Here is a 22,697-nt window from a genome sequence, read left to right as displayed (position 1 = left end):
TAGAAACAAAAATAAAAGCCTTCTACACCGCTCAGAAGCGGATAGGAGGCTTTATTATTAGTACTGTACCAAGGGTATTAACCTCTGCCTGTAACCACTCTCCAGGCGAACTTGGGCAGCAAGAGCTGCCTTCTCCATCTTAATGACGGCTTGGACAGTAATCGATGCAGCCATTCCAAGTGAAGGTTTTGCCAAAAAACAGGTGCCCGCTTCACTGTACCGGCTATAATATCCAAACTTCCGCCAACTCCAAAGGCAACCTTCGATTGAAGCTCGGCTTTGTGCTTTGTAATCCATTTCTCGGAATAGGGCGCTCCCATCGCAACGATCAAAAAATCAGGATTGGCCGATTGAATGCTCCGAACGATATCTTCCTCCTGGTCCTTGCCAAAAAAGCCATGCTGCCTACCGACTATCTGCACACCAGGGTATCGGATCGCAATGTTCTCCGATGCTTTACGGCTTGTTTCTTCATCCGCTCCAAGGAAATAGAACGAGTATCCTCTTTCATTGCCTATTTCAAGCAATCCTATCAAAATATCATATCCTGTAACCCGTTCTCTAAGCGGGGTTCCCTTCCACTTGGACGCCATGACAATGCCAATCCCGTCAGGAGTAATGAGATGGGCTGCATCCATAATTTGCTTGAACTCCCGATCCTGAAGTGCTGTCATTACAAATTCAGGATTGGCGGTGATTAGATGAAAAAGGCTGTCTACAGGCTTATCCGCTTGGTCTGCAAGATGCTGAATCGTCTCTGCCAGATTGAGTGTAGAGAACGGAATCCCCATAATATTTACAGTGCTTTGCACAGAGTCACCTTCCTTAAGCTATGTACTTATGTCTTAAATATCTCATTATTGTACCCGCTTCATCCTTCAAGTTGCAAACATAACTACCTGATAGCTGACTGATACGGGGTCGCCTTGTCTATCCTTCAATCCCGATACTTTGACAACAAATCGGTCACCGTCGTTATACTGCATGTCAGTGTCCGGTCTGAAAATAATACAGTACGGGACTCCATACGCTGCCGTATCAACATTGAAATACGCTTTGCCACTGGTTCTCTCCAGATCGTCCCGATCCATTGTCCAAATCATATCATCGTTCAAGCGGGTAATCGATACGGACACATCTTGGAGAGACGGCTTCACAAACTGCTCCGGATTGAGCGATATGGACCAAGGATCATTTCCTTGGAAATATTTTGTCGGGAAATAGCCTTTGCCCGGCCATGCTATCACATCATAATCAAATTTGTCTTTACGGCTTTTATCGAATACCTGCAACGGTGAGAAATAAGTTCTATAGTCGTTGGACCGACGTCCTTCCGCCAAACCGAAGCCGATTTTTTGCAATGGCGGGTACAAAATCCATCTACGATGACCTACAGTCTCCCTATTCGTTTCATCATGATCACTCATATAAGAAACGACCGTCCGGGTTAACAGCCCATTCAATTTAATGGCACTATTGGCGGCATATATGCTGTAAATGTTGCTGGTGCTCGTCGATAAGTAACCTTTTTTATAAAAAGGCTCCTCCATCCCTAGCGTCTTGCTTGGGGTGTGAGAGAGCTTGCCGAAATCAGCCAACAGCACCGCACCATACTGGGCTTGCTCATTTAAAGCCGAATCCTGTACCAGATCGTCTGGCAAACCAGCCAAATAACGCATCAGGTTGACCGTCTTGACACCGTCTTCAACAAAGTCGGTATTCAGCTTGCCTGGTTTATGGGGTGCGGTAATACGCGGTTTCTCCTCAAAAACATCACCCGAGAAGACCGGTGCAGAGGCCCTTATACGAGCATCAATCTGACGCCTCGTTCTTCCGTTCAGATCATCGTCCGTCTCCATCTTGATCGTCCTTGTCTCGTCATCCCAATAAACATACATTCCTAAAGCATTGCTAACGAAGCGTACAGGAACTAACGGCACTTCACCGACCATCCTGGCGGGAACCTCCATCTCCTTCGTTTCACCATCTACTTCCGCTTTCTTCAAGCCCATGCTCAAAAGGAGCTTGGTATCGTTCTTAGAGGCAATAATCGTTTGTGTTCTATCTTCCCACTGGAAGCTTGCCCCTAAGCGCTGAAATAGACCTTGCATAGGAACCAGCGCAGTACCGTCTACAATGACAGGCGGCTGCTCGAACAAGGCAGGGGCTCCATCCACCATGATACGAACTTCAACGCCCTCCGCGTATACTGAGGATACAATCGGACTTGCTGCAGTCATCGCTAACAAGAAGCTAATTGCCCATCGTTTCAAGCGCCTCATCCCCTCGACCTAATGAAAACGGTAACCATTAGACGTTACTTTCGACAGAGGATCATACATTTCCTTCCATTAAAGGAGATAGCTCTCGAGCTATTTCGTTCATTTTTTTACACCGAGCTCCATAGCCTCCTGCGTGACATGAGCAATGTGAAAATAGGCGCCATAACGGGGCTTATCCACTTCTCCGATCACCGTTTCCGACCAGCGGATTCCTGCTGCCCTACAACGGTCGCGGAAGGTTATATATTGAGCAGAAGTCCCTCTCCACCATCCGAATATATGCAGGCCTGCGTCGCTTTCCACCCATTTGAACTGCGCACTCAAATGCTCATGGAGCCGTTTGAGCAAAAATTCGAATTTACGGCTGTACACTCGCTTCATTCTGCGCAAATGCCTCTCGTATTGACCGTTTTGCATAAACGATGCCAATGTTTTTTGCTCCAACAGTCCAGTAGGCAGCGGCTCGTACAACGACTTAGCCTTAACGAAAGGCTGGATTAATGATGACGGTAAAACCGCATAACCGATTCGAATACTAGGCAGAAGTGTTTTCGTAAAGCTGCCAATGTAAATGACCCTTTCTTCATGGTCCAATACCTTTAACGGCTCCAGCGCTTTACCACGATGCCGAAATTCACTGTCATAATCGTCCTCAACAATAATGGCCTCCTTCTCATGAGCCCATTGCAGCAGCTGCTGCCTTCTGTCCAAGCTTAATACCGCTCCGGTAGGGAACTGCCTGCTCGGTGTAACAAACAGCAGCCTAGCATCCCACTCATGTGGTACAATGCCCTGTTCATCCACTTCAATGGCTTGGACCTCCCCTTTCACAGCGTTCACAGCTCTCATAATTCCCGAGAATCCTGGTTTTTCCATAATAACCCGATCCCCTGCTTGAATGAGCAGCTGGACTGTAAGCGCAATGGCCTGCATCGAGCCGTTCACAATGACAACTTGCTCTTTACTGACAGCGATCCCTCTCGCTCTGCGCAAATATTGAGCAATGCTTTCTCTCAGTTCGGGATCACCTTGGGAAGATGCAGGCTCCGCTCCTGGATCCCCCATCATTGTTCTGGCTTCCGCATATAAGCAGCGATTCCATTCCTCTCCCGGGAATGCATCATAATCAGGCTTGAACGTATGAAAATCAGCGATGATCCCGTCATCATCCCATGTGGATCGGTGCATAACCTCTGGCTGAGGCTGATCAGATACTCGCTGTCCCCATTCCGAGAGCCTATATTCCTTCTTCCCCGCATCTTTCTCCTTAGGTTCTTCCCCTCTGAAGGATATAAAGGTGCCTCGACCCACTTCGCAGACCAAATACCCTTCGGAAGCGAGCATATCGTACACCTGGTTCACGGTTCCTCTGGATATGCCATACAGCCCGGCCAATTCCCGACTTGAAGGGAGCTTGGTTCCACAAGAAAGCACACCATCAACAATCGTGTCTCGAAGGGCATGGTACAACGCAAGCATTTTGGTCGGCTGTTTAAGCACATAACCGTGATAGGGAATTTGAAAATGCATTGACATCTTTCCTTTCCAGCTTACATTGGTACATTAAAAATAATGTAAATTGGAGCTTTCCGTTTGTCAATTGGTACGTTAAGCTAAATTTTAACAAAACGGATGGAGGATGAGACTATGAGAAGAAGTGAGTTTGAAGTCATGGACGCAGAAGAAACGAAGCAATTTTTGCAAGAGGAAAGCTACGGTTTTCTTGGGACTATCGGGGAGGACGGTTGGCCGGAGCTGACTCCGCTCAACTTTGTCTATCATGAGGGCTGCATTTATTTTCACGGCAGCAAAATCGGGCAAAAGATGAGAAATATTAAGCGCTTGGATCGGGTTACATTCGCTGTTGCCAAAGAATACTCCATTATCCCCTCGTACATCCTCGATCCGAAGCTAGCCTGTCCTGCAACCGCTTATTTCAAATCGGTTTTGATCAAAGGCACTGCGGAAATCGTAGAGGATGCTGCTGACAAAGCCGATGCACTTCAAGCTTTCATGCGCAAGCTGCAGCCAGAAGGAGGCTATGAAGCTATTGACCCGGCAGACCCTGACTATGCGCCGCAGCTCAAAGGGACCGGTGTTGTCCGTATCCGAATCAGTGAAATGAGCTCTAAGTACAAATTCGGGCAAAACTTGAAGGAGCCACGTTTTAACCTAGTGATAGACGGACTGCAGCAGCGCGGGAGCACTGTGGATGCCGAAACTATAGCTCTAATGAAAGCCTACTGTCCTCATCATGCAAAGAAGCAAGAATAAGAGCAGGCGGTTTCCCTGCCTTGCTCTCTTGTTCACGCTCTAGTTTAATATCACTATTCCGCTTCGTGGTAATGCTCTTTGCAAAAGGCTTCAACCAAAGCGATTTCATCGTCTTCCATATCAAATTCGAGATACTGCTCTGAGCCTCTCTCGAAAATCTCATATCTTACGATACGCGTCGCGGACTCTTCCACGCTGTAGATGACTCTGATGTACAACCCTTTATCAGAATACAGCTCGTCCTCTTCATCTACCTCAATATCGAGAACAAACTCGTATCGTTTGCCTGACAAAATGCCAAACGGGTCTTTAATAAATTCCACACTGTAGTCGGTTATGTTCATGAATTGAATTCATCCTTTCCTTACTGACTCAGTCCCTATTATACATACAAACGAACAAATTATAAAAGCCCTGACTATGAGAAGTTCCAGACAATAAAAAACCTGTTCATCACTGAACAGGTTGAATGTGTTATTTCATGGAGAAGGGATTTGGAGTCTTACGCTATTCGTTAACCTCGGCACTCGCCTCTTCTGACTCATCGGATGAATCTACTGCCTCTTCCTCGGCTTCTGCTTCTTCCTCAGCATCTTCCTCTTCTCCAGCTTCTGCTTCTTCGACCGCTTCATCCTCAGCTGCGTCTTCCACTGCCTCTTCCTCCGCTTCTTCTGAAGCGCTTACAACTTCTTCTGCTTCGACTGCCTCTTCAACTAACAATTCATCCTTTTGAACTTCTTCTCCCATATGAATCCCTCCAATGTGCACTTAGTTTCCCTAAGTGTGATTCTATTCTATGATGGGAGAAACGATTTTAGTATTGCTCCATTTGTTCTTCTTCCACAATATTTTGCAGGTCGTTCGCCGTAATGCTGAAGATACGGTAATCCTGCGTTTTGGCAATCGCCAGAGCTTGCTCCTTAATAAATTTAGGCGATCCTTCCTTCTCCTCATCGTATAATAAAATGATGCCGTCGGAGTTGCGAAGCAAAAATTTGTTTTTCTCTTTAAACTGCCAAGGACCATCGTACTTGCTTTTAGTCACGCTGTTCACATAATTAGCCCTCTGAAGCACGCTAGCATACAAGCTCTTCTTCTCGTCACTCCATTTCTCTTCCTGCTCAAGGAATGGCGTGATCACAGCCAGCTGCAGCTGCTCATAGGTTTCCTGCAATTCCAAGACCGCCTCGGCAGCCCATAGCTCGACTCCCCATTGCCCACTAACAATAATCCATTCCAAGCCTTCATCTATTAAAGCAGTGACTTGCTTTTTGATCGCTTTCTTAATAATGGGGATTCCCGGATGCTTGAGTGAATAGATCCCGAGCTCTGCTGCCTTATAGCCTGTCACCAAAATCCGATTCACCGATTCAGCACTCCTTTGTTTTCGTTGATGTGAGATTCCGCTTTCTTCTCCCTGATGGTCACCCATATGATACAGGCACTACAGGCTAAAGCAATCCAAGCATTGAAAAGAAATACGCTGCGCATCCCATAAGCCTCGCTAGCAAATCCTCCAAAAAAACTTCCAATAATTCTAGCTACTCCAAGGCTGAGAAGACCGTTTAGCGTCTGCCCGCTGGCCTTGAGCTCCTTCGGCACTTCCCGATTGATATACATCGCCATCGTAACCGTCAAAACGATAAAAATTAAGCCATGGAGCGCTTGCGCCGGAAGAACCCAATATGGATTCTCTGTAAACGAAAAGCAAATCCAGCGCAGCGCTGCCGCAAAGCTCGAAATGAGCAAAATATGGGTAAGCCGCACACGCTCCATTAAGCGGTTGGCAAATAGTAAGAACGGAATCTCGCTTAGCGAGGAAATGACCATAGACCAACCGATCATCACATTGTCCGCCCCAAGCTCCCGAAAATAAATAGGAAAGAACGAATAATAGTAACCTAATGTAATTTGCAATACAAGATTAATGCCCAAATAAATCATCAATTTGCGATTTTTGAACAGTACCCATACTTGCATTTTGCTTCCCGCCGATTGATAGCCGGATATTTTGGGGAAACGGGTCAGCAGCAGTAGCGAAACGAGCATGACTGCAGCAAAAACAGGAAACAAGTAATTGATGTTCATCTTCGCCAAATATCCGAATGCGAAGGACATGATAGCAAAACCGAACGTTCCGCCCAACCGGATTCCCCCGAAGGACCAGCGTTTTTGTTTGTCCAGTTCCTCTAACGTAATAGCATCGCTAATAGCGAAAATGGACGTTTGAAAAAAAGTAAACAAGCATACCATGAGCAGCATATAATAAAATGCAGAGGATATCGGGAATAACAGAACACTCACACCGCTGCCGATTAGCAGTAGAGCTAATACGGAGTTTTTGGTTTTAGACCGATCTCCGATCGTCCCCCAAAGCGGCTGGGCAAGTACGGCCACTAGCGGTCCCAAGCTCAACAAGCTACCAATCTGCGCGGGTGAAGCGCCGACAGATTGAAAGTACACGGGGATATAAGTTCCGTATACGGCATTTCCCATATAGACGATCATATAAAATAACAGGAAATAGGTCATGAGAGTTTACTCTCTTTTCATATATAGTGTAAATACGAGACCTATTATCTCACTGGCTGCACGGATTGACAATGTGTTTTTAAAAAACTAAAAGGGCGAGTCATGGTCAATAAAAGTGTTGTTCCGAGACATATATTTGGTACAATATACTGAAAACGTAATTAGGAGAGTTCTCACAATGAATTTCAGTTTAGACAGAATGGATAATAAGATTGAGTTTTTTGAGGCATATGACATGAAAACGCTGGAGCGAAAAATTTCGGAGCAAATTGACAATAACAAGGCGCTGCTGCTCGATGTTCACGCGATCGATCATCACGTCGTGTTTGACCCCAATATCGGTAAAATGCTATACAGCGCGGTCGTTCACTTCAAGGCTAAATCTTTCTAAATCATAGCAGCATGATACATTAAAAACCCCCTCCGCAACCACTAAGCATGGTTTCAGAGGGGGTTCGTCATTAAACGGTCTTCTCAAAATGATATTCCATATCCCCTGCCATAGCCGCAGGCGTGTCGCCGGTATCGAGAAAATGATGAGATTGAATAAGCTGGTGCTCGCCAAAATCGACCTGTTTATAAAACTCATAGCATGGAAAGCCGTCATGCGAGCCTTTGATATGCGCGATTCCGTCTTTATGTATGGTAACATCTAATTGGTAATCCACTGTAGGAGCATCAAGCCTTAACGGATTTCGGACACTGGCCTTCATCACAAAAGCAACCTCGTGCTCTCCCCAGCTTTCATTCTCTACCGTAATGTCATCCGTAGGCGCTTTTCCTTCCTTATACTGCACCGTTCCGTCTGGAGTCGTAATACGTAGGATCGTAGCTCCGGTATTTGCATATGCTACAAGCCTTTGCTTCGCAAAATCGACGGTTACCTCCTGCTCCACGCGCGAGCGCCCTGTATTCACCGCTTGGGGAGTAAAGCCTCGAATATCTGCTGCATACTCTAACTTGCTTCCGGTCTCCGGATCGTGAATCGCTGGCAGCCAGCTCATGCCTCCGATAAATATGCTGGCCCTTATTTTGATGATACTTGCCATGTACATCAACCCCTCATTCATATTTAGGGGAAACTGGCATTTGCGCACACCGTGAGCCGTTATTTAACGTTATGACACTCTAGCTGCTGATTCACGATACTAAGATGTAATCAGACCGTTTCCTCCGTTTTATCAAATCCATGTTTGTAAGGCCATTATCTCACCCGCGATTATCCGTTGACAACAAAAAAAAGACTGCCCGCGACAGAACTTCTGCCGAACGGGACAATCTTTATGTTGCTCAACGAACAGGATTAGCGAAGATCCTTAGGATCTACTTTGTCCATATCGTGGAACACTTGGTTTTCACCAGCCATTGCCCAAATGAACGTGTAGTTGTTAGTACCAACGCCGGAGTGAATCGACCAGCTTGGGGAAATAACCGCTTGCTCGTTGCGAACAACCAGATGACGGGTTTCTTTAGGCTCGCCCATGAAGTGGAACACTAGGCCATCTTCTGGCATATCAAAGTAGAAGTATACTTCAGAACGACGGTTGTGTGTGTGGCAAGGCATAGTATTCCACATGTTGCCTGGTTTCAGCAAAGTCATACCCATAACCAATTGGCAGCTTTGAACGCCGTTCAAATGGATATATCTATGAATTACGCGCTCGTTAGAGGAGTTGATGGAACCCAGGTGCTCGGTTTCAGCCTCTTCAAGACCTACTTTTACAGTTGGGTATTGTTTGTGAGCTGGTGTGGAGTTGAAGTAGAAGCGTGCAGGGTTCGAAGCGTCAGCGCTTTTGAACGTTACTTCTTTATTACCAAGACCCACATACAGGCAGTCTCTAGTGTTCAACTCATATTCAGTACCTTCAACGATAACGGAACCTTTAGGTCCAACGTTGATGATCCCGATTTCACGACGCTCCAGGAAGAAGTCAGCACCCATTTCATGCTTATCAGCTTCAAGTTTGATCGGTTCGGAAGTAGGAATAACGCCACCTGTAATAAAACGGTCAACGTGGCTGTATACCATAGTCAATTTACCAGGTACAAACAACCCTTCGATCAAATATTCGTTTCTTAGCTTGTCCGTATCGTACGATTTCGTTTCCGTCGGATTTGTCGCGTAGCGGATTTCCATAACAATAATTGCCTCCTCAGTAATAATTGGCTGCGATTTTGATGGTCCAATTAACCATAAAACGTTTCAATTCGCAAAAAAACACGAATCACGTTCCATCCGCGCCCCTGTATATGGTAACATAAAACCGAGTACATCGCTACCGATACAGAGGAACTTCAAACTTTGTCAACAATTGTCCCGCCCTATCCTTATCGTTTTTTGAACAAATCACGTACATCGTTCGAATATGTATCGAATAAGGTTCGGTATTTTTCCGAAAGAAGCCGTGACTCCCTCGATTGAAAATGGTATAATATTGGCTAATGTTAAGCTATTACTAATGCCAAGCTAGATGAATGGAAGGATGGAGCGAGATGAACCCTCTTGCACAACAGCTCAACGATACAATTGCTAAAGAAAATTCCCATGTTTATGAAATGCTGTCCGATTTGGGCAAGCAAATCTACTTCCCTAAGGTTGGTATCCTAAGCCAATCGGCTGAAGCAAAGCAAAAAGCGAAGAAATTCAATGCCACCATCGGAACTGCATTAGAAAATGGCAAGCCTATGCATCTGAAGGTGATTCAAGATACATTGTCCGCATACGATCCTAAAGATATTTACGAATATGCTCCACCTGCTGGTAAGCCTGAGCTGCGTACCGCTTGGCGCGCTAAAATGATCGAGGAAAATCCTTCTCTGCAAGGAAAGAGCCTGGGTAATCCGATCGTAACGAATGCATTGACGCATGGCTTAAGCATTGTTGCCGACTTGTACGCAGGTCCTGGCGATGCCGTTATTATCCCTGACAAAAACTGGGAAAACTATGAACTGACCTTCGGTATCCGCCGCGGTGCTGAAATGGTCTACTACCCGCTGTATAACAGCGAGCGCAAGTTCAATGCCGAAGGACTTCGTGAAGCGCTGCTCGCACAAAAAGGCAAAGGTAAAGCGATTGTCGTCCTGAACTTCCCTAACAACCCTACAGGCTACACGCCTGGCGCTGAAGAAGGTAAGCAAATCGTTGCTGCTATCAAGGATGCTGCAGAAGCAGGGATCAATGTTATTGCAGTAACAGATGATGCCTACTTCGGCTTGTTCTTCGAGGATTCGATGGTCGAGTCTCTTGCAGGCCAATTGACAGATCTTCACCCTCGCGTGTTGTCTATAAAAATTGACGGTGCGACCAAAGAAGAGTATGTATGGGGCTTCCGCGTAGGCTTCATCACTTATGCTGGTCAAAGCGATGCTATGCTTGCTGCTTTGGAGCAAAAAACAATGGGGATCATCCGCGCTACGATTTCCAGCGGACCGCATCCTTCGCAAACGTTTGTCCTGCACGCATTGAACTCACCGGATTTCAAAGTGCAGAAACATGAAAAAATCCGAAATTATGAAAGGCCGCGCGAACAAAGTCAAAAGCATCTTGGACAGCGGTAAATTCAACGAAGTTTGGGAGTATTACCCGTTCAACTCCGGGTACTTTATGTGCTTGAAGCTGAAAACGGTCGATGCAGAGACGCTTCGCGTTCACCTGCTTGACCAGTACGGAATCGGCACTATCGCTTTAGGCGAAACGGACCTGCGTGTTGCCTTCTCCTGCATTGAAGAAGTCAATCTAGAAGAATTGTTCGAGACGATCTTCCAAGGCGTTCAAGACTTGCAGCAAGTTGCTGCTAAGTAATAAGCAATATCGATAAACCTAGCGGTCTATGACAGCTAGGTTTTTTGTTGCTTCAAGCTGCATGTTATAGTTTGATAGGCGCATAAATATCAAAATCAAAAAAATCGATTACATCAGCGGCAATATGAAATGGATTAATGGGTTTCAAGCGATTGGCTTCAAAGCCGAATGCCCCGTCTGACATGTCTCGCTCGTACTTTTCTGTCTGAAACCACTCATTAAGGAAACGGTACGCAGCGTCCATTTGTTTACGATCGCCCTTGATCGTAAGGGTCGCGAAAGTTCTAGCCGGAATGATCAATCTCTCGAGCTCCTCTGGCATGTCATCATAGGATGGCACTTCCACCCCTACCCATAGCGTCTTTACGCCCGTCGGCCACTGCCACTCAGGAATAAATACGTGCCCGTAGTCTTCATTCAGCCTTGCCGATTTACCTTCCATCAATCCTTCCAACTGCCTCCAAGCTTGACGGACTTGGCTTCCGTCGCATTCTACTTTTAGTACTGCTGCTCTTAATTCCGGGCGTTCGACAATGGATACGTTCAATGCAGTTCCCTCCCCATCTAATCAAACCAATAATAAAACGAACATATGATCTATTGTAAAATAATTCCTGATGGAGATCAATACTGATTTAGACAAAAAATAAAACACCGCCAGGTCATTGAAAATCCCTAACGGTGTTGTCTTTACACTATTCTGTATAGCTCATCAAATCAATAAATTGAACAAATGAGGGTTCTTATTAATCTCCACGAACTTGAACCCTTTAAGGCTCATGCGCTCAACCAGAGGCTCATAGTCCTCCTTATTCTTAAGCTCCACTCCGACCAGAGCCGGTCCGTTCTCCTTGCTCGTTTTCTTCGTGTATTCAAACCGTGTAATATCATCGTTCGGTCCGAGCACTTCATCCAGAAACTCGCGCAAAGCTCCGGCACGCTGCGGAAACTCTACTGTAAAATAATGCTTAAGCCCTTCGTAAATCAGCGAACGTTCTTTAATTTCCTGCATCCGGTCAATATCGTTGTTGCCGCCGCTGATGATACAGACGACATTTTTGCCTGCGATTTGGTCGCGGTAAAAATCAAGCGCCGTAATAGTCAACGCTCCAGCCGGTTCAGCTACGATCGCATTTTCGTTATACAACTCCAAGATGGTGGTGCAAACTTTGCCTTCGGGTACAACGACGATGTCATCAACGACTTTTTGGCAAATGTCATACGTTAACTCCCCAACACGTCTGACCGCCGTGCCGTCAACGAATTTATCAATATCGGTCAGTGTGACGATCTCGCCTTGATCGATAGCTTGGCGCATGGATGAAGCTCCTGTCGCCTCTACGCCGATAAAACGGGTTGAAGGACTTATGCTTTTAATATACGTTCCAACACCGGCTGCCAAGCCTCCTCCACCAATTCCAGCGAATACGAAATCGACTGGCTCCCGCATATCGTTCATCAGCTCAAGGCCTACGGTCCCTTGACCCGCAATAATTTTCTGATTATCAAATGGATGAATGAATTGCATATCTTCCTTTTCACAATAAAGAACCGCTTCATTCAAGGAATCATCGAACGTATCGCCTATCAGAATGACCTCCACGAACGAACCGCCAAACAGCTTCACTTGGGAAATTTTTTGCCGCGGTGTGGTTGTAGGCATGAAGATTTTTCCATGAATTTGCAGCGCCTTGCACGAAAAGGCCATCCCCTGGGCATGATTACCCGCACTGGCACACACAACTCCTTTAGCCAGCTTTTCTTCCGGCAGACTGCGAATCAGGTTATACGCTCCGCGAATTTTGAACGAACGGACGACCTGCAGATCCTCCCGCTTTAGGTATACATTGCAGTTATATTTATCGGATAAAATAAAGTTTTTTTGCAGTGGGGTATGATGCACGACATCCTTCAACAAATGGCTTGCCACGATGATATCTTCTAGCTTGACTGATTGATTGTCCATAAGATTCCTCCGGGTTGACTTCACTAATTTTATTAATTATACACCTATGACGCCGCCTGTCCAGAGAGTTCACAAAAAAAGAACAGTCCTCCCGATAACCCGTAGGTTCGTGGGAAGACTGCTCCGGTCGTAATCTAACCTTTTTCAGTATCTATATCAATAAAAGGGATTAGCGGATAACAATCGTATGAACGAGTTGGTCTTTACCTCTTAGTTCAATTGAACGGTCCGTAGTCAATTGGGACAGATCGCCTTGAATCGTAAGGTTTGAGGACGTGTTGTATACCGCTGTTTGTACTGTACCGTTGCTAAGTGTTTGGTTAATGGAAATCGTAGCAATCGTTCCAGCAGAGTTCAGCGTGTAGGAGTTCAAGTTACCCACAACCGTGAAATCGGTTTGCTCCTCAACCATTTTGGTTACTTCTACGAAAATGATTTTGCCGCTGTAAGTACGTACGTTGATTTGATCGCCTGCTCTCAACTCGGAAGCTGATACTGTACGGCCGTTGCGAACGATAGTCGCATTCGAGGCAATCTCTACGCTGTAGGATACGCTATCTTTAGTCAACGTCAATGTGTTATTGCTTACTGCTGCATTAACCGATGCCGCGAAGGTTGTGTTATCTGGCAATTGGCTGCCGTCAGCAAGTTTCGTGACTTCTACGAAAATGATTTTGCCATTGTAAGTACGGATGTTAACTTGGTCTCCTGCTCTCAGCTCGGAAGCGGCTACGGTGCGGCCGTTACGAATGATAGTAGCATTCGATGCAAACTCAGTGCTGTAGGTTTGGTTATCTTTAGTATAAGAAAGCTTATTATTGCTCACTGTAGCGTTGATAGAAGCTGAGAAAGTTGTGTTATCAGGTGTCGAGTTGTCGTTAGCAGCCTTCGTGACTTCTACGAAAATCGCTTTACCGCCGTAGGAACGAACGGTTACTTTGTCGCCTGCTCTCAGCTCGGAAGCCGCTACTTTAGCGCCGTTTCTGAAAATGAAAGCGTTAGAATCAAGCTCAATGCTGTACGATTGCCCGTCTTTAGTCAACGTCAATACATTGTTGCTTACTGCCGCATTCAGCGTTCCGTTTACGGAAGTATTATCGGGAAGCTGGTTGCCTGTGCGATCCAGCAATGCCGCCAACTCAGCGCGCGTTACGGAACGGTCAGGACGGAAAGTGTTATCCTCGTAACCGTCTACCAGGTGCTTTTCAATAGCTTCTTCTACATAGCCTACGGAACCGGCAGGAATTTTATTGGCATCCTTGAAAGACAGCTTCGTGCTCATTTTTGCCTTAGCTTCTTCTTGGAGCTTCAATGCTTTAATTAGAAGTGTCGTTGCCCATAAGCGATCCGCTTCTTTTTCCGGTTGTACGGAATCATCGGATTCCTGGAACAGGTCATTTTGAAGCGCTACCGCAACATAGCCGACAGCCCATGGATATTTTTGTTTAATTTTATCCGCATCTTTAAAGTTCAGGTTGGAATTCATCGCTTCTGTCGATTCGGCTTGGTCACGCAATCCCATCAAGCGAACAGCTGCGGTGATAGCTTCGATACGAGTGATCGTTTTGCGAGGCTGGAATGTTCCATCCTCATAGCCTTCAAATACTCTTTTGGAGGCTAAGCTTGCAATGTAGCGTGCAGCCCACTCCACGTCAGCACCCTTCACATCGTCGAAGGACAATTTAATCGTCATATTTTTAACATTCAGATTGTTGATATAAATGTCACTGCCATTGTTCTTATTATTATTGTTATTATTAGATTTGGTTTGAACCGCATCGCGGCCATGGTCTTTATCGTTGCCCTTACTTTTGCTGTTATCGGCAAAAGCTGCAGTGGAGCCACCCAGCACCATTGCCATTGTCAAACCGGTTACCATAACCTTCTTGAAAGAATTGTTCATCATCATATCTCCCTTATTCATAAATAATAGTTGTGTTTGGCGCCAATATTGCTGCAGGCAACCGTAGGCACCGGTCGATGGATATTCATGATCTAGTGAATCAGAACCTTCGCGAAGAGTTCCTGGATTTACTACAATGTTTCGCCTACCCCAAAATGTTTGTGGGGGTCTTTTGAACAGGCATCAGAAAAATGGTAGACTATTTTTGTATTGCTTTTTTTTAGGGAAAAAGAAATCCTTAAAGGAGCAAGTCAGGTAAGGATTGGGGGAGGAACAGCAAGTTATGAAATGGAATGGAAAAAGATTATCCGTCAGTCTGTCCGTTTTGGCTTTGGTAGCTGCAGGTGCAGTCTACTCGGTTATGCACTTTGGGGGCGGCGGAGCACAGCAAAATCCGGGAGCCTCCGCAACGGCAGAGTCTGGAAATAAGCCACAGGCCATTGCTCCTACACCGACGCCGGAGCCGCCGATTCCATCAGAAAAGGTCGATGTTGTGGTACTAGGAAGCGAGTTAGAGGGGATGTACCTTGCTCGAGCAGCAGCAGATGAAGGGCTGAAGGTGAAGGTGCTGGACCCTAGAGAGGCATTTGGCGGACAAGTACTTCAAGGAGAAATGCTGTTCTTGGACGAAACAAGGGACGATCAATATCACTCCTTAGTTCAAGGACGGGCGAAGGAGCTGTTTGACGGCTTCCGCAACGCCAAAATCCGCAAGCTGCCTGAATTCACGCAGTACTTTGATAAGCTCAAAAAAGATATTCCCGTCGAATCGGGAATTAAAATTCAAGACGTTAAGCAGATCCCCGGCAAGTTCGGACCGCATGCCATTGAATCAATCACTTACGCCGGAAAAGATGGCGCCAAGAAAAATATTAAAGCGGATTACTTCGTAGATAATACCGACTACGCAGCTCTGCTCAGCAAGCTCGACGCTACTCGTATGCCAGGTCTTGAAGCCTTCTACGGACAAAATAACATCGAATATATGAGCTCGGGCATGATGATGAAATTTAAAAATGTCGATTGGAACAAATTCAAAACCAGCTTCAACAACATGACGCCAGAGCAGCGTAAAGCCAAGTATGGAGGCGGGTCGGTCGACGATAGCTTTGCTATCGGACTGAGCGGCATGACAAACGCGTACAAGCCAAGCAACGACAGAGTGTTCCTGCGGGGGCTGAACGCTGTAAACCAGCGGGATGGGGAAGTTATCATTAACGCATTCCTGATCTATACCGTTGATCCTAGCAACGACAAATCGATTGCTGATGCGATGGAGCTTGGGAAGAAGGAAATCCCGCTTATCCTGAATCACTTCCGCAAAAACATTGTAGGCTGGGAAAACGCCGAGCTGAATGGCTTTCCTAATTATTTATACATTCGCGAATACAATCATTACGAATCGGATTACGTGTTGAAGCCATCGGACATGCTCGGGGCCAAAATGTTCTGGGATAATGTCAGCATAGCCGGTTACCCGCTTGATCTTCAAGGAACGAGTGCCAATAAATGGGGCATCGAGATGGGACGTCCCGATAAATACGGCATGCCGCTACGGAGCTTTCTACTGAAAAATTACGATAATGTCATTATGGCAGGGAAAAACGTCGGTGCATCCGCCATCGCATTCGGGAGCGCAAGGATTCAACCGAATACAAGTACGGCAGCCGAAACGATCGGTATTTTAATGGGACAGCTGAATGGCAAGAAGAAGCTTAGAGAGCTCACCGAAGCAGATATGCCTGAACTCGACAGCTACCTGGAAACGAAATACAAAATTAAGCTTACTGGAGTCAAAGGCAACAATAAAATTGCCGGTTGGACCAATGACGAAATTGCAAAGCTGGATACAGGCGAAATTGTCTATGCCTCCTATGTGAATAAACGAAAAAAATAAGCAATCAATAAAAAGCAGAGGGAACTTTCATTCTCCTCTGCTTTTTGCATTTAGCTTTGCTGGTGTACAGGCTCTTGAATCCGCAGCTGCTGCGTTGCAAATTCTTTATATAAGTCGTGAGACTGCAGCAGCTCCTCATGAGTCCCTTTCCCCGTAATCGTTCCTTTTTCAATAAACAAGATTTGGTTAGCATCCACAACCGTGGACAGCCTATGGGCAATAACGAGTGTCGTTCTGCCTTTCATCAAGTTTTTCAATGCCTCCTGCACGACAATTTCAGACTTGCTGTCCAAGCTGGAGGTCGCCTCATCAAGCATCAATATTTTAGGGTCTCTGAGAAGAGCCCGGGCTATCGCTATCCTTTGACGCTGGCCTCCTGATAGCTTAACTCCCCTCTCTCCGACTTCCGTATCGTAGCCATTAGCCAACTCGTTAATAAACATGTCAGCATAAGCCATTTCGGCAGCTTGCTGAAGCTCTGAATCTGTAACCTTGCGATCCAACCCGTAAGTAATATTTTCACGGATTGTACCCGATAGGAGCGGACTTTCCTGGGAAACATAGCCGATCTTGCTTCTCCATGATTGCAGCGAATATTCCTCAATATCATCCCCTCCTATCCGGATCGTTCCGCTTTGTGGATGATAATAGCGCTCCAGCAAGGAAAACAGCGTCGTCTTGCCGCCACCGCTTGGCCCGACAATAGCCGTCACTTTTCCTGACTCTAATGTAAAATGAATGTCCTTTAGAACAGCATCCCCACCATCGTAGCCGAATGTTAAATGATCTACCGTAATCGTCTGATTCGCATCGTTAAGCTGCCGTCCACGAGCGATATCTTCTTCTTCTGAGTCCAGTGTAGCGATAATGCGTTCCGTCGCTCCTACTGCTTTTTGCAGCTGGGTGAAAAATTGAGTTATCTGGGTCATCGGCATGATGATTTGAATAAGGTACAAAATAAACGCGACCAGCTCACCAGCAGTCAGTATACCGGACGATACTCGCATTCCACCGTAACCGATTATCACGACCAGCAGTGCCATGAGAACGAATGAAATTAACGGAGAGATCAACGCTTGAACCTTGCCCTCTCTCACGCCGAATTGAAACAGCTTCATAATACCGGATTTGCCCGCTTCATATTCCAGCGGCTCTGCATTAGACGACTTCACAAGACGAATTTCGGATAAAACCTGCGTCAAAATCCCCGTAAACTTGGCCGTTTCATCCTGCAGCCCCTTGGAGATAAGGAACATTTGGCGTCCTACCGGAAGCAGGATTGCGACGGCCAGCGGAACAGCCAGCAGCATAATCAGTGTCATCTTCCAATCCAGGAACAGCAATATCGTAATAGAACCGATAATGGAAATGACTCCGTTAAAAAAGTTTGTAAGATGCTCCGAAATGAGCCCTTTCACGACTCCGGTGTCGTTCGTCATCCGGCTGATCGTCTCTCCAGTCCGATTATTATCGTAATAAGGAATCGTTAAAGCCAATAGCTTCTTCCACAGCCGATCCCGCAAATTAGCGACAATTTGTTGACCTACATGGTTCAATAAATATATCCCTAGTCCACCAGCTATGGCTTGTGCTGTAAATGTCAAAACAAGCAGAACAATTTGTTTGGGTTCTATCGATGTCAGCGAGAAGCTGTCCACGAGGTTTCTTGTAAATAAAGGTACTATCAGCCCTACGACTGTAGATATTACACTTAGCCCTATCGCTATGCCAAGCTTCCACTTGGAAGGCTTCGTTTGCTTGATTAATTGTATAAATAACCGCCACTTCCCCGGTTGCTGCTCCTTACTCATACATATCCATCTCCTATCCAATCTTTTTAATTAGATCCGTTCCTTAAAGGAATTTCCCTGCCAGTAAAGATTACGATACTTATTTAAACGGAATATAAACGAAAAGAGTTCGATTCGGCACAAGCCCGATGATGTAAAGTCTTTTTATATTCATTCTTCCCCTGTTGATTTGACACCGTCTTGTCTATACTGAGGCTATCTTCTGTGAACGGGAGTGATGATCTATGAGTGTCAGTGAATACGGTGAATTCCATGTATACGCTAGTACGGCGCAAGCTGAGAGAAATAAACACATTGAACAGAAAGCATGGTGGGAGCATTATTAATAAGCAAGAACAGTTACCTTTAGAGGCTTTTGGCTATCAACCTTTTTTTGCAAATCAGCGAAAAGAAAATTATGATATCGGACGCGTTGCGTTGGAACACACGCACCTGTACCGCATTTATTCCGAAGACGGTGAATGGTTGGGAGAGCTATCTGGTAAATACCGTTATGAGGCGTCCGTTCGTGATGACTACCCTGCCGTTGGCGATTGGGTATGGATGAAGAAGCTCCCTGATGAACGTAAAGCTATCATCCATGGAGTCTATGCAAGAAAAAGCAAGTTTTCTAGAAAAGTGGCGGGGCAAACAACGGAAGAACAGATCGTGGCAACCAATGTAGACCGCGTCTTTCTTGTTATGGCTTTAAACCGAGATTTTAATGTGCGGCGGCTTGAACGCTATCTGCTAACTGCATACGAAAGCGGCTCAACGCCCGAAATTGTCCTTACCAAAAAGGATTTGTGCGAGGATAGCGATGCCGAAGCCAAACGAAGTGAGGTCGAATCGATTGCCTTTGGGGTTCCGATTTACTGCGTAAATAGCTTGGCGGATGGGGGTACCGAGGATATAGTCCGAACACTAAAGCAAGGTGAAACGATAGCTCTTCTAGGCTCATCAGGTGCAGGCAAATCAACCCTGCTGAACAGCCTTTACGGTGAGCAGCGACAAAAAACAGGCGACATACGTGAAGGCGATGATCGCGGCAAGCATACGACAACCCATCGCGAGCTGGTAGTCTTGCCGAACGGCGCACTCATTATTGATACACCCGGAATGCGGGAGCTGCACCTTTGGGAAGGTAGCGCATCTATGGATATGGCGTTCCAGGACGTTGAAGCTCTTGCGGCGAGCTGCCGTTTTGCCGATTGCGGTCATCATAATGAGCCTGGCTGCGCTATTCAAGCTGCATTAGCCGACGGACAGCTCGATCCGGAGCGGTTCGCAAGCTTCCGTAAGCTTCAAAAGGAACTTGCCTACATGGAGCGAAAGGCGGATGCTGCCGCAGCGCGGGCAGAGAAAGACCGCTGGAAAAAGATTCATAAAGAAATGCGCGGTAAAGGTCACAGGTAACCCTGATATCTCGCATAGTAAGCTGGGCAACTACTGAAACAATGGATTATATGGGTAACCGGTTTGACAACGGATACCAATCATTGGTTCCGATAGCTTGTACCAGCTTTTCCTTTGTTTTCTCGTCAATTGTTTCGAAGTTATAATCGGGGCACATTTTAAGTAGCTGATGAACATCCGAACATAATTACCAGCGCAGCAATGATTACAAATTTTTTCACTTTAACGCTCCTATCTCGTGGACCTCGTACAAACATATTCAATCAATTCTTCAACCGTTCCAGTAAAAGTATCCACCTCATCTAAATGATAAAAGCTGCTTGTGGTAGCCAGATCATGAACTTCATCTTTCGGTGAATAAAGATAAATCTTTTTGGCTTGTCCGATCGCCATGCCTAATTCTATATGACTTCCTTTTCCTGCAGGCAATATAACAATAATAAAATCTGCTTCGTAGACTGCGTTTTTTTCACATTGGGCTATTTCCTTCAATTGTTCAATGGTTGAAATTTCCGCTTCATATCGTGTCCAATCAAGCGTCTGGATAAATCCTTTATTGATAAGCTGATTAGCTACATACCTAACAATATCTACATTGCGGAAACTAGATGCTACATAGAACTTCATCGCTGTCCTCCAATTTCTTTCAATTAAGTTGCCATAATACGAAATACATTCACCTCGCTGTTTACCAATTCCTTCTAACCAACAAAAAAATACCGGATATAACCTTCCGAGTTATGAATCCCCGTTAGTTTTATCCGGTACTTGTATAAATGATTACAGCCACTTTCGTTATCTTAGCTTCAATCCGACACGCAGGCCATGATCCTCAAATGCAATATCCCGCACTCCAGCAGGCTTAGGTACGTAATCATTCAATTGAATTTGCAGAGGATTCAAATGGAACCATTCAATGGGAACTGAAGCCTCCTTGATTTTAGTCGCTGTGTGAGTTGCCTTCAAATAAGGTTCTTTCCATGACATAGCGAAATAAAGCTTCGCGCCAAATGTCCACTGGCCCTTGTACAACAAATTGACATCAGCAACCCACTCGCTGCCTTCTAGAAAAAACTGAGCTCCAGTGATCTCAAGGTCGGAACTGACCTGGGTGTGGGAAGCGAGCGCTTTTTTGAGCAAGCTGTTCACCTCAGGCTCGGTCAGTTGGACTTCAAGCTTACGGCTTGTGAGCATATTCGCCACTTTTTCCCGAACCGGCAATTCCGAATAATTCAAATCCAACTTCTGCTCAGGCTGAACATACCAGTAGGCTGCGCCAAGCAGCAGTGCACAAACTATAGCTAGCGACACTATTCCTCGCAGCAGCTTCCCCATAACCTCTTAAGCGGCTCCTCTCCGAACTCCCTCCAACATGAATAACAACGTTTATAATTTCGGTTTGTTCTGCTTCTCTTTAAGCCAGCGAGGCGCTCCTTTATTTTTGCGATCCTTCAAGCGTTCCCGTTCAGCTTTACGTTTATCAGCAATGGTGGCTGGCTTGGCAGCTGCTGCCTTTGCTTTAAGCTTTGGCGCGAGCGAGGATGTTCTAGCTTTAGGAGCTTCCGTCCTAGCATTATTCTCTCTCAAGGAGCCTGCTGGAGCTTCTCCACCTGCTTCCCCGTTCACACTTCTTACCGGTTCCACTCGGGTGCGATTTGCCGCCCTTGGGCCGCCGCCTCTGCGCTCTCCCGGATTGATTACTTTACCGAACTCCATCTCTTTCTCCTCAATTATAATGCCGAGAGATTTGGAGAATTTGTTGATAATAAACCGTTCCTTCGGCGTAATGATGGAAATGGCCGTCCCTTTTTTGCCCATCCTGCCTGTACGTCCGACCCTATGAACATAATGATCGGCATCAATTGGGGGATCAAGATTAATGACATGCGTCACATGAGGGATGTCGAGACCTCTGGCCGCAATATCTGTAGCTAGAAGCAGTTGGAATTTGCCACTGCGAAATGACTGCATCACCTTCGCACGATCTTGTTTCCCAGCATCTCCGTATAAGGCTTCGATGGATAGGCCTGCAAACTGAAGCTTGCTGATAACCTCCGCCACATCATCCGTTTCGTTAATAAAAACGATAGCCGCAGTAGGATTGTACAATCGGATGATCCGTCTAAGCGTATCAATTTTATCCCGTTCTTCACTGACAAAAAACAGATGCTCCAACGTCTGGGACGTTCGCTGCTCCGGATTCACCTGTACGAATACAGGCTCGTTCATCCAGCGATCGATGACAGCCTGAACCGGTTCCGGCAGCGTAGCAGAGAAGAATAGCGCTTGCCGTTCCCGCTGCATGCCTTTGAATATCGCTTCCACCTCATGCATAGAGCCTAATTCAAACACTTGATCGACCTCGTCGACCACCATATAGCGAACGTAATGCATGCTCAACTTGCGCAGCTTCAGCAGCTCCAGCACCCGTCCCGGAGTTCCCACCACGACTTGAGGACGCAGCTTGAGACGATCGATCTGTCTGCTAATAGCCGCTCCACCTATTAACGACTGGACACGGATACTGCTTCCTTCCGTCAACTGCTCCAGCGTCTGTACGATCTGCACGCCCAATTCACGCGTAGGCACGAGAACCACAGCTTGAACCTCTTTGGAATTCTTGTCTATTTTATGCAGCAGCGGCAGTGTGTAAGCTAATGTTTTGCCTGATCCCGTTTGAGACTGTGCAACTACATCCTTGCCCTCCAGAATGACAGGAATAGCCTCGGTCTGTATCGGTGATGGCGTTACAATCTCCATTTCCTGCAACCGCCGTACGTAACTATCCTCAATTTGTAAAGAAGCAAAACCGTTATTCATCGAACTCCCCCTTCA

The 22,697-nt window shown here is 46.1% G+C and carries 20 protein-coding genes and 1 pseudogene; 5 read left to right on the top strand and 16 right to left on the bottom strand.

The features are described 5' to 3' along the window. Positions 1-77 precede the first annotated feature (77 nt). The 3 genes from QMA13_RS09310 to pdxR all read right to left on the bottom strand — a co-directional run bounded on the left by QMA13_RS09310 (position 78) and on the right by pdxR (position 3,812). The gene (locus tag QMA13_RS09310; protein WP_282941086.1) at positions 78-812 is read right to left on the bottom strand and encodes a WecB/TagA/CpsF family glycosyltransferase; all 735 of its coding nucleotides are present in this window, start codon (positions 810-812) and stop codon (positions 78-80) included. Between the two features lie 66 nt (positions 813-878). Beyond that, a complete protein-coding gene (locus tag QMA13_RS09305) occupies positions 879-2,273 on the bottom strand; it encodes a stalk domain-containing protein (RefSeq protein WP_282941085.1) in 1,395 nt (464 codons plus the stop codon). Between the two features lie 108 nt (positions 2,274-2,381). Next, on the bottom strand, positions 2,382-3,812 hold the full coding sequence (gene pdxR / locus QMA13_RS09300; RefSeq protein WP_282941084.1) for a MocR-like pyridoxine biosynthesis transcription factor PdxR: 1,431 nt from the start codon (positions 3,810-3,812) through the stop codon (positions 2,382-2,384). 117 nt (positions 3,813-3,929) lie between these two features. Between pdxR and QMA13_RS09295 the strand changes: the two genes are divergently transcribed. Further along, on the top strand, positions 3,930-4,556 hold the full coding sequence (locus QMA13_RS09295) for a pyridoxamine 5'-phosphate oxidase family protein (protein ID WP_282941083.1): 627 nt from the start codon (positions 3,930-3,932) through the stop codon (positions 4,554-4,556). Positions 4,557-4,609: 53 nt separating this feature from the next. Here the strand turns inward: QMA13_RS09295 and QMA13_RS09290 are convergent, their stop codons facing one another. From QMA13_RS09290 to QMA13_RS09275, 4 genes are all read right to left on the bottom strand, one after another. After that, positions 4,610-4,900 (bottom strand): DUF6509 family protein, encoded by a 291-nt coding sequence (locus QMA13_RS09290; RefSeq protein ID WP_282941082.1) that lies wholly within the window; start codon positions 4,898-4,900, stop codon positions 4,610-4,612. 163 nt (positions 4,901-5,063) lie between these two features. Continuing rightward, positions 5,064-5,303 (bottom strand): hypothetical protein, encoded by a 240-nt coding sequence (locus QMA13_RS09285; RefSeq protein WP_282941081.1) that lies wholly within the window; start codon positions 5,301-5,303, stop codon positions 5,064-5,066. A 67-nt stretch (positions 5,304-5,370) separates the two neighbouring features. Beyond that, positions 5,371-5,922 (bottom strand): SLOG family protein, encoded by a 552-nt coding sequence (locus QMA13_RS09280; RefSeq protein ID WP_282941080.1) that lies wholly within the window; start codon positions 5,920-5,922, stop codon positions 5,371-5,373. After that, positions 5,919-7,088 (bottom strand): MFS transporter, encoded by a 1,170-nt coding sequence (locus QMA13_RS09275; protein WP_282941079.1) that lies wholly within the window; start codon positions 7,086-7,088, stop codon positions 5,919-5,921. Before QMA13_RS09275 ends, QMA13_RS09280 begins: the two co-directional genes overlap by 4 nt. Before the next feature lie 178 nt (positions 7,089-7,266). On the opposite strand from QMA13_RS09275, the gene QMA13_RS09270 reads away from it, so the two are divergent. Then, positions 7,267-7,479: a YrzA family protein gene (locus QMA13_RS09270; RefSeq protein WP_282941078.1), complete on the top strand. Its 213-nt coding sequence runs from the start codon at positions 7,267-7,269 to the stop codon at positions 7,477-7,479. A 70-nt stretch (positions 7,480-7,549) separates the two neighbouring features. Here the strand turns inward: QMA13_RS09270 and QMA13_RS09265 are convergent, their stop codons facing one another. Both QMA13_RS09265 and kduI read right to left on the bottom strand, forming a co-directional pair. After that, positions 7,550-8,137 (bottom strand): DUF3238 domain-containing protein, encoded by a 588-nt coding sequence (locus tag QMA13_RS09265; protein WP_282941077.1) that lies wholly within the window; start codon positions 8,135-8,137, stop codon positions 7,550-7,552. A gap of 254 nt (positions 8,138-8,391) precedes the next feature. Further along, positions 8,392-9,225, bottom strand: a complete 834-nt coding sequence (gene kduI, locus QMA13_RS09260; RefSeq protein ID WP_028547535.1) for a 5-dehydro-4-deoxy-D-glucuronate isomerase — start codon at positions 9,223-9,225, stop codon at positions 8,392-8,394. Positions 9,226-9,581: 356 nt separating this feature from the next. Between kduI and QMA13_RS09255 the strand changes: the two are divergent. Continuing rightward, a pseudogene (locus QMA13_RS09255) lies at positions 9,582-10,890 on the top strand (aminotransferase class I/II-fold pyridoxal phosphate-dependent enzyme). 64 nt (positions 10,891-10,954) lie between these two features. Here QMA13_RS09255 and QMA13_RS09250 read toward each other — a convergent pair. The 3 genes from QMA13_RS09250 to QMA13_RS09240 all read right to left on the bottom strand — a co-directional run bounded on the left by QMA13_RS09250 (position 10,955) and on the right by QMA13_RS09240 (position 14,780). Then, on the bottom strand, positions 10,955-11,437 hold the full coding sequence (locus QMA13_RS09250; protein ID WP_282941076.1) for a GyrI-like domain-containing protein: 483 nt from the start codon (positions 11,435-11,437) through the stop codon (positions 10,955-10,957). Between the two features lie 165 nt (positions 11,438-11,602). After that, positions 11,603-12,856: a threonine ammonia-lyase IlvA gene (gene ilvA / locus QMA13_RS09245; RefSeq protein WP_282941075.1), complete on the bottom strand. Its 1,254-nt coding sequence runs from the start codon at positions 12,854-12,856 to the stop codon at positions 11,603-11,605. Between the two features lie 169 nt (positions 12,857-13,025). Continuing rightward, complete coding sequence (locus QMA13_RS09240) at positions 13,026-14,780, bottom strand: S-layer homology domain-containing protein (protein ID WP_282941074.1); 1,755 nt, start codon at positions 14,778-14,780, stop codon at positions 13,026-13,028. Between the two features lie 262 nt (positions 14,781-15,042). On the opposite strand from QMA13_RS09240, the gene QMA13_RS09235 reads away from it, so the two are divergent. Next, positions 15,043-16,656, top strand: a complete 1,614-nt coding sequence (locus QMA13_RS09235) for an FAD-dependent oxidoreductase (protein ID WP_282941073.1) — start codon at positions 15,043-15,045, stop codon at positions 16,654-16,656. A gap of 50 nt (positions 16,657-16,706) precedes the next feature. On the opposite strand, the gene QMA13_RS09230 is transcribed toward QMA13_RS09235, so the two are convergent. Then, on the bottom strand, positions 16,707-18,467 hold the full coding sequence (locus QMA13_RS09230; RefSeq protein WP_282941071.1) for an ABC transporter ATP-binding protein: 1,761 nt from the start codon (positions 18,465-18,467) through the stop codon (positions 16,707-16,709). Between the two features lie 228 nt (positions 18,468-18,695). On the opposite strand from QMA13_RS09230, the gene rsgA reads away from it, so the two are divergent. Next, a complete protein-coding gene (rsgA, locus tag QMA13_RS09225; RefSeq protein WP_282941069.1) occupies positions 18,696-19,862 on the top strand; it encodes a ribosome small subunit-dependent GTPase A in 1,167 nt (388 codons plus the stop codon). A gap of 231 nt (positions 19,863-20,093) precedes the next feature. On the opposite strand, the gene QMA13_RS09220 is transcribed toward rsgA, so the two are convergent. The 3 genes from QMA13_RS09220 to QMA13_RS09210 form a co-directional block, all read right to left on the bottom strand. Further along, entirely contained in the window at positions 20,094-20,489 is a 396-nt protein-coding gene (locus QMA13_RS09220) for a group-specific protein (protein ID WP_282941067.1), read from the bottom strand. Positions 20,490-20,657: 168 nt separating this feature from the next. After that, entirely contained in the window at positions 20,658-21,197 is a 540-nt protein-coding gene (locus QMA13_RS09215) for a hypothetical protein (RefSeq protein WP_282941065.1), read from the bottom strand. Between the two features lie 51 nt (positions 21,198-21,248). Next, on the bottom strand, positions 21,249-22,682 hold the full coding sequence (locus tag QMA13_RS09210; protein WP_282941063.1) for a DEAD/DEAH box helicase: 1,434 nt from the start codon (positions 22,680-22,682) through the stop codon (positions 21,249-21,251). Positions 22,683-22,697 lie beyond the last annotated feature (15 nt).

The sequence above is a fragment of the Paenibacillus sp. RC67 genome (assembly GCF_030020805.1).
Classification (GTDB): Bacteria; Bacillota; Bacilli; order Paenibacillales; family NBRC-103111; genus Paenibacillus_S.
Note: the sequence above shows the minus strand (reverse complement) of the source record. Positions and strands in the feature narration are given on the sequence as shown.